The 12,797-nt window shown below is 68.8% G+C and carries 10 protein-coding genes and 1 riboswitch; of the genes, 3 read left to right on the plus strand and 7 right to left on the minus strand.

What is annotated here, in order from left to right; translation table 11 throughout:
- Positions 1 to 22: 22 nt before the first annotated feature.
- Complete coding sequence (locus tag QFZ50_RS00910) at positions 23 to 391, minus strand: SpoIIAA family protein (protein WP_307080982.1); 369 nt, start codon at positions 389 to 391, stop codon at positions 23 to 25.
- Positions 392 to 518: 127 nt separating this feature from the next.
- Between QFZ50_RS00910 and QFZ50_RS00915 the strand changes: the two genes are divergently transcribed.
- The 3 genes from QFZ50_RS00915 to QFZ50_RS00925 all read left to right on the plus strand — a co-directional run bounded on the left by QFZ50_RS00915 (position 519) and on the right by QFZ50_RS00925 (position 3,772).
- Positions 519 to 1,277: an SDR family NAD(P)-dependent oxidoreductase gene (locus tag QFZ50_RS00915; RefSeq protein WP_307080984.1), complete on the plus strand. Its 759-nt coding sequence runs from the start codon at positions 519 to 521 to the stop codon at positions 1,275 to 1,277.
- A gap of 114 nt (positions 1,278 to 1,391) precedes the next feature.
- Positions 1,392 to 1,505: riboswitch (SAM riboswitch) on the plus strand.
- A 35-nt stretch (positions 1,506 to 1,540) separates the two neighbouring features.
- A complete protein-coding gene (locus QFZ50_RS00920; RefSeq protein WP_307080987.1) occupies positions 1,541 to 2,929 on the plus strand; it encodes an LLM class flavin-dependent oxidoreductase in 1,389 nt (462 codons plus the stop codon).
- A gap of 189 nt (positions 2,930 to 3,118) precedes the next feature.
- Entirely contained in the window at positions 3,119 to 3,772 is a 654-nt protein-coding gene (locus QFZ50_RS00925; RefSeq protein ID WP_307080989.1) for an SDR family oxidoreductase, read from the plus strand.
- Between the two features lie 70 nt (positions 3,773 to 3,842).
- Here the strand turns inward: QFZ50_RS00925 and QFZ50_RS00930 are convergent, their stop codons facing one another.
- The 6 genes from QFZ50_RS00930 to QFZ50_RS00955 form a co-directional block, all read right to left on the minus strand.
- Positions 3,843 to 5,729, minus strand: a complete 1,887-nt coding sequence (locus QFZ50_RS00930) for an HNH endonuclease (RefSeq protein ID WP_307080992.1) — start codon at positions 5,727 to 5,729, stop codon at positions 3,843 to 3,845.
- A 386-nt stretch (positions 5,730 to 6,115) separates the two neighbouring features.
- Positions 6,116 to 7,339, minus strand: coding sequence for an acyl-CoA dehydrogenase family protein (locus tag QFZ50_RS00935; protein ID WP_307080994.1), 1,224 nt, complete (start codon positions 7,337 to 7,339; stop codon positions 6,116 to 6,118).
- The gene (locus tag QFZ50_RS00940) at positions 7,336 to 9,210 is read right to left on the minus strand and encodes a dipeptide ABC transporter ATP-binding protein (RefSeq protein WP_307080996.1); all 1,875 of its coding nucleotides are present in this window, start codon (positions 9,208 to 9,210) and stop codon (positions 7,336 to 7,338) included. The genes QFZ50_RS00935 and QFZ50_RS00940 overlap by 4 nt, the downstream gene beginning before the upstream one ends.
- A 2-nt stretch (positions 9,211 to 9,212) precedes the next feature.
- Entirely contained in the window at positions 9,213 to 10,112 is a 900-nt protein-coding gene (locus tag QFZ50_RS00945) for an ABC transporter permease (RefSeq protein WP_307080998.1), read from the minus strand.
- Entirely contained in the window at positions 10,109 to 11,110 is a 1,002-nt protein-coding gene (locus tag QFZ50_RS00950) for an ABC transporter permease (RefSeq protein WP_307081000.1), read from the minus strand. The genes QFZ50_RS00945 and QFZ50_RS00950 overlap by 4 nt, the downstream gene beginning before the upstream one ends.
- Positions 11,107 to 12,756 carry an ABC transporter substrate-binding protein gene (locus tag QFZ50_RS00955; RefSeq protein WP_307081002.1) on the minus strand — a complete coding sequence of 550 codons (1,650 nt, stop codon included), beginning with the start codon at positions 12,754 to 12,756 and terminating at the stop codon, positions 11,107 to 11,109. Before QFZ50_RS00955 ends, QFZ50_RS00950 begins: the two co-directional genes overlap by 4 nt.
- Positions 12,757 to 12,797: the final 41 nt, after the last annotated feature.

A 12,797-nucleotide genomic window follows, 5' to 3' on the forward strand; every position in this document is an offset into this window, starting at 1 on the left:
CCCGGGCACCTTTCTGAACCCGCTACCGTGCCGGGGTCTGCCGGTCGGCTGTGCTGCTGTCCCGTAGCCAGGTGAGGGCTTCGCTCTCCGAGGTGAAGTAGCGCGTCGTGGTGGGGGAGCGGTGGGAGAAGCCCGACATCACCTCGTCGACGGCGTCGGCCCCCACGAGGGCTACCCGTGTGAAGCCTCGATACGCGGCCATGCCCACGCGCGCCTCGGGGGTGATGCCGGTGATGCCGTGCATGTGGACCAGGAGGGGGAGGGCTGTGGGGCCGTGGAACTCCGCGAGGGCGCGGGCGGCGGCGACGGCTGCCGAATGCGTGATCTCGACGCCCCTGTTCCATCGCAGTCTGAGGATTCCCCTGTCGAGGTGCGCACTGAACGAGTCCATCCGGTCCTTCTGGGAGAAGCATGGGCAATGGGTTGCAGCGTAGCAAGGACCTCCCCCGACATCGGTTCGCTGTCCACAGGTGCCCATCCCCGGCGATGGCGGACGTGCACGATGTAGCGTCTGATCCATGACTCTGAGCATTCTGGTGACAGGCGCGAGCCGCGGGATCGGTGCGGCCATCGCTCATGAACTGGCTGGACGGGGACACCGTATCGCCGTCCACTCGGGACGCGACGCATCGGCAGCGGCGGCAGTCCGGCGGGATCTTCCCGGTTCGGGTCACGTGGATGTGGTCGGCGACGTGGGGGATCCGGAGGCGTGCCGGAGCATCGTGGACGGTGTGGTGCAGAACCTCGGCGGCATCGACGTGCTGGTAAACAACGCCGGCATCTTCGAGGCGCACCCCATCGCGACGACGTCCTACGAGGACTGGCAGCAGGCCTGGCGACGCACACTGGACGTGAACCTGATGGGCCCCGCGAACCTGGCATGGCTGGTGGCGCGTCACCTCCTCGATCGTCCTGCGGGCCCGGACGGTGGCCGCCTGGTCTCCGTAGGGTCTCGGGGGGCCTATCGTGGGGAGCCCGTCACTCCGGCCTATGGCGCGAGCAAGGCGGCGCTGCATGCCATGACGCAGTCGCTGGCCGTTGCGCTGGCGCCGCACGGCATCCTGGCGGCGGCAGTGGCTCCGGGTTTCGTGGAGACGGACATGGGCAGGACTGTCCTCGACGGCCCGGATGGTGACGCGGTGCGGGCGCAGAGCCCCTTCAATCGGGTGGCGACGCCGGAGGACATTGCGCAGACCGTCGCCTGGCTCGCCACGGATGCTCCGATCTGGGTCAGCGGCACTGTCGTGGATGCCAACGGTGCGTCCTACCTCCGCTAGCAGTCCCACCTGCCGGCGCAGTCTCCCGGTAGCCCTCACCCCTTGCTGACCGTGACGCTCTGTGACAGGCGCGTCTGGACGGTGATGCGGGAGGGCGCCTACGCTCGTCACCAGAATCAAGAGTTCCAACGCAAAACCCTGGTTTGTTGGACGGCAACCCTCTCGCTGTAGTGGGGTGCCCCAGGTGAGGATTCGGCCCGGGTTGAACCAGCCGGGCAAGTATGGCGCTTCCCCACGGCAGTGCCCCGACGTGAGGATCTCCCATGCCCGCAGCACCGCGCCGTATCCGCTTCAACGCTTTCGACATGAACTGCGTCGGCCACCAGTCGCCCGGTCTCTGGCGCCATCCGGAGGACCAGTCGTGGCGCTACAAGGACCTGCGCTACTGGGCAGATCTGGCGAAGACGCTCGAGAAGGGCCTGTTCGACGGCATCTTCATCGCGGATGTCCTCGGCACCTACGACGTCTACGGCGGTTCCAACGAGGCGACCCTGCGGCAGGGTACGCAGACCCCGGTCAACGACCCGTTCCTGCTCGTGTCAGCCATGGCGCTCGTCACCGAGCACCTCGGCTTCGGTGTCACCGCCGGTACCGCCTACGAGCACCCGTATCCGTTCGCCCGCAGGCTCTCCACGCTGGACCACCTCACCAACGGCAGGGTCGGCTGGAACGTGGTCACCGGCTATCTGCCCTCCGCCGCGCGCAACATGGGCAACGAGGACCAGCTCGAGCACGACGAACGCTACAACCACGCGGACGAGTACCTCGAGGTCCTCTACAAGCTGCTCGAGGGATCCTGGGAGGACGACGCCGTCGTGCGTGACCGCGAGAGCGGTGTCTTCACGGACCCGGCCAAGGTGCACGACATCAACCACGACGGCACCTACTTCACCGTCCCGGGCATCCACCTCAGCGAGCCCTCGCCGCAGCGTACTCCCGTCATCTTCCAGGCCGGGGCGTCCTCCCGCGGGATCGCCTTCGCCGCAGGCAACGCCGAGGCGGTCTTCGTGGGTGCGCCGAGCAAGGAGATCCTGAAGGACGTGGTGCGGAAGATCCGAGACGCCGTCGAGGCCGCGGGGCGCGACCGCTACTCGGTGCGGATCTACACACTGCTCACCGTCATCACGGACGAGACGGAGGAGAAGGCCCGGGCGAAGCACGCCGAATACCAGAAGTACGTCAGCTACGAGGGAGCGCTCGTGCTGGTCTCCGGCTGGTTCGGCGTGGACCTGTCCGCCTACGGCCCCGACGAACCGCTCGGCAACGTGAAGTCGAACGCCATCCACTCCGCTGTCGCCACCTTCCAGAAGGTGAACGACGACGGCGCGCCGTGGACCGTGCGGGACATCGCCGAGTGGGCCGGGATCGGTGGGCTGGGTCCGCGGATCGTCGGGTCGGGCGAGCAGGTTGCCGACGAGCTCCAGGCATGGGTGGAGGAGACCGACGTCGACGGGTTCAACCTGGCCTACGCCATCACACCCGGCTCCTTCGAGGACGTCATCACCTACGTCGTCCCGGAGCTCCAGAAGCGTGGAGCCTATCCGACGGAGTACGCCGAGGGGACGTTGCGCCAGAAGCTGTTCGGCAAGGGTGACCGGTTGCCGGAGGAGCATCGGGGCGCGAGCTTCCGCCTCCAGCCGGTCCGTCCCTGACAGGGCGGGCGTCCGGTATCCCGTCCGCTTGCGTCCGGACGGGCGCTGGGTCCACAGCTGCCGGATATGTCATGCAGCAGTCGGGAATAGGCATGCGCTGCGGGCTGAACACCTTCCCGTGGGTGGTCAGCACCCGCGACCGGGGACTAGCGTCGGAACCAAGACATCCGACGACCCGAAGGAGTTCCCATGTCACGCGTAGCCATCATCGGTGGGCACGGAAAAGTAGCGCTGCACCTCACGAAGATCCTCACGAGCCAGGGCCACCAGGTCAGTTCCATCTTCCGCAACCAGGACCATGCGTCCGACGTCGAGCAGCTGGGTGCCACCGCTGTGGTGGCGGACGTGTCCGAGCTGTCGGTCGCGCAGATGGCTGACGTCTTCCGCGGGCACGACGCCGTCGTGTGGTCTGCCGGTGCTGGAGGCAGCAGCCCCGAGGCCACGTACGCTGTGGACCGCGATGCAGCCATCCGTTCGATGGACGCCGCGCAGGAAGCCTCGGTCGGACGGTACGTCATGGTGTCCTACCTCGGCGCGAGCAAGGATCACGGTGTGCCCGAGGACAACGGATTCTTCCACTACGCGGAGGCCAAGGCTGCTGCCGACGAGCACCTGCGGAACTCCGAACTCGCCTGGACGATCCTCGGCCCCGGTGCCCTCACCACTGATCCCGGTACGGGGAAGATCGAGGTCTCGGACAAGCCGCAGCAGGACTCAGTGGCTCGCGAGGACGTTGCGCATGTTGCCGCAGTCGTCCTCGGCAACCTCGGCACGGTGGACAAGACGATCCAGTTCAACAGCGGTGAGACGCCGATCGCCGAGGCTATCGAGGCTGCTCTCTAGTCCTCCGGTCTCGATGCAGACGGCGCGGCATGATGGCGCCGTCTGCACAGCGTTGCCGGGCCCGGTGTTCCTAGTCCGGGTAGGTGTGGCCGGCGGGTTCGTCCTGTAGTTCCTGATGGACGATTCGTCCGGCCTGCCAATAGCTGTTCCGTCGGAGAGCGCCTGCCCGGCCAGGGTTCCCGGGTGCACGGAACCAGGGGATACCGTGCCGTGGTTCGACGGTCCAGGTGCCCTGGTGAATGACGTGGTGATGCCGGGTGCACAGCAGGACGCCGTTGCTGATGCTGGTTCTGCCGCCGCGGGACCAAGGGGTCATGTGGTGTGCTTCGCACCAGCTGGCGGGGATGGAGCAGTCCGGGAAGGCGCAGCCTTTGTCCCGGGCGACCAGGGCCCGGCGGAGGTGGGGTGGAAAGAGCCGTTGTGCCCGTCCGATGTCGAGGATCTGGCCGGTGCTGCCCAGAACGAGGGGGATGAGATCGGCATCGCACGCCAGTGTCCGGATGGTCCTGGCACTGACCTGCTCGCTGAAGACTCCATGGCCGGCGTGACCCGGACGGCCGGCCTGCTGAGCGACACCGGCGTGATCCGGACGGCCGGCCTGCTGAGCGACACCGGCGTGACCCGGATGACCCGCATGCTGAGTGAGGTCGGTCTGGCCGGCGCAGGGGGTGTCGCCGACATGACCGGCGCAACCGCAATGGTTGGTGCGTTGGATGTCGGCGACGAGGTCTTTGTAGTCGATGGTCACCATGACCTGGGGTCGGTGGCCGCCGGTCGCTGGGAGTCCTGTCGTGGTGAGAGCGATCTTGCAGGCGGTGACGAGGCCGTCGAGAAGCGACTGGGCCCTTGTCGGTGCAGGCGGATCACCCAAGGAACCGGCTCCGGATCCGGTACCGATGCCTGATGCGGGTCCGAGTTCGGCGCCGGCCGTTGCAGCCCGCGATCGGCCGATCCCTGCAGCACCGAGGCCACCCGGGTCACCGTGCTCGTCCGCGGCGGCATCGGGGGCGGCATCGGGGCCAGTCCTGTGGGCTCGAGAAGTGCGGGGGTTGGCCGTCGAATTCATGACGGTGGCGAGGTGTTCGTACTGCTCGTCGGTGGCGCCGATCTCCAGGACGTGTAGACCGTGGCGTCGGCCCTTGAGGAAGACGCCCTGCCGCGCGTGCAGTACTTTCTCCGAGGGTTCCTGTCCGTCCTGATCGAGCGTGGCCTCCCACCGGCGAGCGACGACCCGGAGGGTGTCCTCGTCGGACTCCGCGGCCTGCTGCGTGAGGTGGTGTTCCATCGAGTCGAACTGCTGTGGTGTCGCGAAGGATTCCACCCGCTGCAACGCCTGACAGATGATGGTCGCGGCCCGGCCGCTGATCAGGCATGCACCAGTTGCGGCGCCCAGTGCCTCCCGCCGGGGCGCCAGTACTGCTCCGGTCGGGGACATCCGGGGGAGCAGCATCTCTGCGAGCCCCAGCCGGCGTCTGGCTTCGGTCCGGCTGATGCCCAGCGTTGCGCGCAGGAAGTCCGCGCAATTGCGGAAGCCGCCGCTTGTCGGCTCGACGCACGTCGCATCGGCGAAGCCAGCTGACGCGACGCTGGACAGTGCTGCACCGGACAGGCCAGCCGATGCGGCGTCGGACGGAGCGGTACCGAACGACGCCGCACCAGCCGATGCGGTACCGGATAGAGCGACGGTGGTGGAGCTGGTGGCCGTCGATGATGACGAGTGGGATTCATGCTCCGCGGCTGCTGCGTAGTGTTCCTCTGCCAGGCGGGCGGCAATGATCTGCAACTGGTCCACGATCCGCGACGCGTGCTCGACGTCGATGATGAACTGCAACGCGTCCTGCCCGGACAGGACGCAGTCGTGTCGGCTCACGTCACGAACCACGTCCGTGAGGGCGGCGCAGGCCGGACCCGCAGGACTCGGGGTCCGTGTGAACTGCTCGATCGGGGCGATGGCCATGTCCCAATTTTATCGAACACGCGTACTATTCTCGAGGCGAGGGATCGATTGTGGAGGAACAGTCGACCCTCGTTATCCACATAGGACGCAGAGCTCCTACCCCATCGAAGTGATGCGGTGTCCCGAGCCTCCGGACGTCGGCTGACCCCGGAAGCCCGCCCGCTTCAAGCGGATCAGCCGACGCCGCAATCGTGCCTACCCAGCCATTCCGCCGCCGTCGTGCCTACTCAGCCGCCGACGCCGTCGCGTCCCTTCAGCCGACGCCGTCGCGTCCCTTCAGCCGACGCCGCCGTCGTGCGCCTTCAGCCGTCCAACCGGCCGGCCGTCATGCCTACTCAGCCGGCCCGCCGTCGTGCCCACTCAGCCGCCGCCGCCGTCGTGCCCACTCAGCTCCCCGTCGACGTCGTCCCCGGAGCATTTCCCGCCCGCCACACGAACTCCGGCACGGTCCCGTTGATCTCCCAGTCGCCGACGATCCGCGACTTGTAGATCACGGGGTTGTGCGACGAGACGGTACGGGCGTTTCGCCAGTGCCGGTCCAGCTGGAGACCCTTGCGGGTCGACGATGCGCCGAGCGCGTTGAAGATCGTCGAGGCAGCACGCTGGACCTGCTCCGTCACCACGATCTGCGCCTGCGAGGACGCGAACTCCACTGCTATCGCTGCGGAATCCGCGTCCTCGCGCGGGAGGTCGAGGTGTGCCTCGTAGGCCTCCTGCACCAGGTCGGCCACCCGGAGTGCAGCAGCCTCGGACGCGAAGGCGAGCGCCGAGACTTCCCCCACCACCTGCTGCACCTGGATGTCCTCGCTGGGTCTCGTCCCGTTCCCGTGGCTGAAGGTGCGGGTCCTTCCGCGCACCTCCGCAGCGACGTCCCGGACAGCTGCGCGGGCGATTCCCGCAAGCGTCGCGACATGGATGAGCTGGTAGACACCCGTGTCGTACGGCGGGTGGTCCGTCTCGATGATGACGTCCCCGGCCGGCACGAGGACGTTCCGGAAGACGGACGTGCCGCTTGCGGTCAGGCGCTGGCCGAACCCGTCCCAGTCGTCGACGACCTCGACACCCGGCGCATCCCGCCGCACGAGGGCGATCACGTCCTCACCGTCGTCCGTCCGCGCACCCGTCTGGATCCAGTCGGCGTAGAGGCTCCCGGTCGTGTAGTACTTGGTGCCGTCGACGCGGTAGTCGTCGCCGTCGCGCGTGATGGTGGTGCTGACACCGCCGACGGGGACGGGCCCGGTCTCGGTCCAGGCGTTGCCCAGCACCGCTCCCTCGGCGACGCGACGCAACCAGACGGTGTCGTTCGCGTAGAGCCGGTCCTCGACGAAGGCGATGTGGGACCGGAGGGCCTGCGCGAGGTTGGACTCCGCGGCGGCGAGTTCGATCAGCAGCCGGAAGAACTGCGGAGCACTGACGCCTCCACCGCCGAGCTCGACGGGCACGCGCAGCGCGGTGAAGCCTGCATCGGCCACCTGGCGCACCTGGCGGTGCAGCAGGATCCGCTCGTCCTCTCGCTGGGCGGCGCCGGCCGCGATGTCCTCGAACAGGGGGCGGAAGCGTTTCGCGAGCGCCCCGTAGTTGACGGGTGCGGTGATCGTGTCGGCGGTCATCGGTCGGCTCCTTCTTCCTTCTGTGTGGTCGGGGTGGCGGTGGCGACGGCGGCGGGCCGGCGCTCGGGCATGTCCGGCACGGCGTCGAGCAGTGCCCGCGTGTAGTCCGTGGTGGGAGCGGCGAAGATCGCCTCGGCGCTGCCCGACTCGACCACACGGCCGTCCTTGAGGACCAGGACGTCGTCACTCACGTGGTGGATGACGCCGAGGTCGTGGCTGATGAACAGGTAGCTCAGTCCGAGCTGCTCCTGCAGGTCCGCGAGGAGGTCGAGGACCTGCGCCTGGATCGAGACGTCGAGGGCGGAGACGGGTTCGTCGAGCAGCAGGACCCGTGGCTGGAGCGCGAGGGCTCGGGCGATCGCCACGCGCTGGCGTTGCCCGCCCGAGAGGGTGAGCGGCCTCCGCTCGATGAGGTCGAGCGGCAGGCCCACCTGATCGAGGAGTTCGGCCGCGCGGTCCCGCCGCTCGCCCGGAGCACCGACGGATCCGGCGTCCAGGGCATCCGTGACGACCCGGCCGACGCTGAAGCGGGGGTCGAAGGAACTGAGCGGGTCCTGGTTGACGAGCTGGATGTCGGGCCGGTGCGGGCGGCGGAGATCCTCGGTCACGGCAGCCGCAGCGGTGGCGCCTCGTACTCGACGGCGGCCGGCGAGCGGGGAGACGCCGGAGGCGCCGGAAACGCCTGAGACGCCGGATGCCAGTCCCTCCCGTCGCTCCCCGCGATCGGTGAGGGCGCCGGTGGTGCCCCCGACGTGCCCTACCCACGGCAGCCCACCGAGGGTGACCGTCCCGGCGTCGGGCTCGGTGAGGCCGAGCGCGATGCGCGCCGTCGTCGACTTCCCCGATCCCGATTCCCCGACGATGCCGAGCGTCTTCCCTGCCGCGAGGATGAAGGAGACGTCGTCGACCACGGTGCGGCGCGTGCCGTCCGGGGAGGCGTACGTCTTCACGAGATTGCGGGCCTCCAGCGCCGGTGCGTCCGCGGAGAAGGCCGAGAGCCGCGCGGCCCGGGACGCCACCCGGACCCGCGGGACGGCCGAGAGCCGGGTGCCCTTGCCTGCCGCGGAGGGAACGGCGTCGATCAGCTGGCGTGTGTACTCGTGGCGCGGGTTGCCCAGCACCTCGGCGGCCCGCCCGGATTCGACGATGCGCCCGTGCTGCAGAACGGCGATCTCGTCCGCGAGATGGCTGACGACGGCGAGGTCGTGCGAGATGAAGATGAGCCCGCGCCCCTGCTCCTTGAGCCCGGCCAGCAACTCGAGGATCTGGGCCTGCACTGTCGCGTCGAGCGCCGTGGTGGGCTCGTCGGCGATCACGAGCTGCGGATCGAGCACCGTCGCCTGGGCGATCAGCGCACGCTGGCGGAGGCCGCCGGACAGTTCCCCGGAGCGCTGCCGCGCACGGACCTCGGGATCGGGGATCCCGGCGTCGCGCAGGGCGGCGTACACCCGCTCCTGGCGCTCCGCCTTGCCACGGACACCGTGGGCACGGAGGGCCTCGTCGATCTCCTGACCCACGGTGCGCAGGGGGTCGAGGGACACGAGCGCGTCCTGCAGCACGTAGCCGATGTCCTTGCCGCGCAGGCCACGCCAATGCCGCTCCGACAGACGGGTGGCGTCGCGGCCGAGGACCTCGAGGCGATCGGCGGACACCCGTGCATTGGAGGCATTGAGCCCCACGAGCGTGCGGGCCGTGACGGTCTTGCCGGAGCCCGATTCACCCACGAGGGCGAGCGCCTTGCCGGGAGCGAGGGCCAGTGAGACGTCGCGGACGACGTCGACGACGCCGCGCGGGGTGCTGAAGGAGACGTTCAGGTTGTCGATGGCGAGCAGCGGCTGCTGCGTGGGCTTGGTTCCGGTGGTGTCAGTCATGGTCAGACCTCTGCTTCGAGTCGGCGCTGCAGGTGGTGGCCCACCACGGTGGTGGTCAGCGCGGCGAGGGTGATGAAAATGCCGGGGAAGGCCGCGATCCACCAGGCGACCTGGAGGTAGTTGCGGCCGTCGGCGAGCATGGCGCCCCACTCGGCGGCGGGCGGCTGGGCGCCGAGACCGAGGAAGCTCAGCGACGAGGCCCAGACGATGGCCTGGCCGATCCCGAGCGTCACGAGGACGAAGAGGGGTCGCGCCACGTTGGGGACGATCGTGTGCCAGAGGATGTGCGACGTCGACCGGCCGAGCGCGAGGGCTGTTTCCACATACGGAGCCGCGACCACCTGAAGGGTCTGGGTGCGGAGCATCCTTGCATAACCAGGGGCCGAACCGACCCCGACGGCGATGGCGGCGGTGACGACGCCGGTGCCGGACACCGCGATGACGATCAGGGCGAGGAGCAGGCCCGGGAAGGCGAACAGGATCTCCACGAAGCGGCAGATCGCCGAGTCCAGCCACTTGCCGGAGACACCGGCGGTGATGCCGAGGGCACCGCCGAGGATCAGTCCGATGGCGGTGGCGGCGAGACCGAGCAGCAGGGACTGGCCCGTGCCGGCGATCACGCGGGAGAAGACATCACGGCCGTTCTGGTCCGTGCCGAACAGATGGAGGCCGTCGGGTGACTGGAAGGCGTTGGCGGGGTCGATCGCGAAGGGATCCTGCCGCAGGAAGACCGACGGCGCGATGGCGGCGAGCACCAGGAAGGCGAGGAGCGCAGCGGCGATCCAGACACCGATGGGTGTATTGCGGACCAGGCGTCCGGCACGGGAAGGAGCAGGTACCGACGGCGATGCAGCCGCGGTGCCGCCCTCCGCCGTCGCGGTGGGGTCGAGGGTGAGGCTCATGCTGCGGATCCCTTCGGGTTCGTACGGGGGTCGACCACGCGGTAGAGGACGTCCACCACGAGGTTCACGAGGATGTAGACCGCGGCGATGAGAAACACCACGGCCAGGGTGATGGGCAGGTCGCGGTTCACGATGGCGTCCACGAGGGACCGGCCGAGGCCTGGTCGGGCGAAGATGATCTCGGCGACGACCGCTGAACTCACCAGCGAGCCGACGGCCCACGCGGAGAGCGTGAGCCCGGGGAGGATCGCGTGGCGCAGGGCGTGGGTGATGCGGACGGCAGTGTCGCTCAGGCCGCGGGCACGTGCACTCAGGACGAAGGGCTGGGCGAGGGCGTCCTCGAAGGAGGACCGAGTGACCTGGGCGATGAACCCTGCGAGCGGGACCGCCAGGGAGAGTGCAGGCAGGACGAGCGACCGGACGCCGTCGTTGCCGGCGACCGGGAACCAGCCGAGGGTGACCGCGAAGACCACGGCGAGCATGATGCCCACCCAGAACTGGGGGAGGGAGGCGAAGAACACCTCGACAGCACGCCCGGCACCGTCGAGCACGCGCCCGCGGCCCACCGTCAGGAGCGTGAACGCCAGCGCGATCACCCAGGCGAACACGAGGGCGAGCCCGGCCAGCTGCAGCGTGGGCAGGATCTGCGGGCCGATGATCTCCAGGACCGGGACCTTGAAGATGTAGGACACCCCGAAGTCGCCGGTGAGCAGGTTCCCGAGGTAGGAGAGGTACTGGACGAGGACGGGCTGGTCGAGCCCGTACTCGGCCCGCACCGCCGCGACCGTCTCGGCCGACGGCGAGGATCCCGCCCCGCCGAGGATCGCGGTGATCGGATCACCCGGTGTGAGGCGGAGGACGAAGAACGTGAGGGTCACGGCCGCCCAGAGGACGAAGAGGCTGCCGGCTGCACGTTTTGCGATGACCTTGCCGGCGGTACCCGCCGTCGCCGTCGTGCGGGGTGCTGCGCTGAGGGAATCGAGGGACTGGGTGCTCATTCTGAATCCACCGCCGTGACGTCGTAGAGGTAGGGGAGGGACAGGCTCGGTTCGAGGGTGAGGTTCCCGTAGCGGTCGCTGCGCAGCGCCACCTGGCTGGCCTGGTTGTAGAGCGGCAGCTGCAGGGCGCTGTCACTCACGATCTGCTGTGCCTGGTAGTAGAGGTCCTCGCGCTCGGAGGGGTCGTCCGTGGCCAGGGCGTCGTTGAGGATGCCGTCCAGCTCCGGGTTGCGGAAGCCCGAACCGTTCGGGACGAAGCCCGCCGATTCGGTGTATTCCGAGGAGAAGACGATCCGCAGCACGTCGGCGGTGTTCGTGTTCCAGTAGTCGGCGCGGAGGTCGTACTCGAAGTTGTTGCCGAGCTCGCTGACGGTCGCGCCGTCACCGTTCTCGATCAGCACCTCGAAACCGGCCTTCTTCGCCGTCGCCTGGATCTGCGTGACGAGCGCCTGGTGCGCGGTGGGCCACGCGCCCGGCGTGTAGGGGAAGTGCACCGTCAGGCGCCGGCCGTCCTTCACGCGGTAGCCCTCGTCGTCGCGCCCGGTCCAGCCGGCCTCGTCGAGCAGGCGCGCCGCCTCGTCGGGGTCCGGGTCGTAGACGTGCTCGAAGTCGGGGGAGTAGAAGCCCGTGGTGGAACTCAGAGGTCCACCGGCCCGGGTCACGGTACCGAAGTACACGCTGTTGATACCCGCGTCCACGTAGGCGCTGCGCAGGAAGGCCTTGCGGACGTCCACGTCGTCGAAGGGTGCCCGTGTGGTGTTGAGGATCAGGTTGGTCGGGTTGCCCGGCCGGTCCTGCAGGATCAGTTCGACGTTCGGGTCGGCCTCGGCCTCGTCGAAGTGCACCGACGGCATGAGGTCGAGGGCGTCCACCTGGCCCGCCCTCAGGAGGCCGTAGCGGGTGGAGTCCTCGGGGACGATCCGCCACTCGATCTTCTCGATGTGTGCCGGCCCCTCGTGCTGGGCGAACGGCGGGGCGGAGTTGTAGTCCTCGTTACGTACCAGGCTGACCTTGGACTGCGGCACGTAGTCGACGATCCTGTAGGGCCCGGTCCCCACGGGTGAGTTGCAGTTCTCGGCCTGCGGCCGCTTGAGGGCCTCGGGTGATTCGATGCCGAGGAACGGCTGGGCGAGCACCTCGAGGAACGCGGCGTACGGGCGGTTGAGCGTGACGACCGCGGTGGTCTCGTCCACCACCTCGGTGCCCACATAGGGCTTGAGGTAGCCGCCGGCCGTGCCGGACTGGGTGTCCGGGTCGATCATGTGGTCGAGGTTGGCCTTGACCGCCTCCGCGGTGAGCTTGGTCCCGTCGGTGAACCAGACGTCGTCGCGCACGGTGAAGGTGTAGGTGAGGCCGTCCTCGGACACCGACCAGTCCGTGGCGAGCCAGGGATGGATGGCGCCCTCGCTGTCCTGGGACACGAGGGAGTCGAGGTAGTTCGCCGCGATGGACGCCTGCGGCATGTCGCCGTTGACGTGGGGGTCAAGGCAGGAGATGTCCTTGCCGGTGGCGAAGACGAAGGTGTCGTCCTCGCTCGCGGCGGCTGATCCTCCGCAACCGCTCGTGGTGAGCACCAGCCCCGCCGCGACGGCGAGCAGGGCGAGGGTGCGGGGTGGGCGGGAGGTGCTGGGGCTTGCTGTTTCCACGCGTGGCTCCTGAATCATCGCCCGATGGAGGGTGATACAGG

Source organism: Arthrobacter agilis, assembly GCF_030816075.1.
Lineage (GTDB): Bacteria > Actinomycetota > Actinomycetes > Actinomycetales > Micrococcaceae > Arthrobacter_D > Arthrobacter_D agilis_E.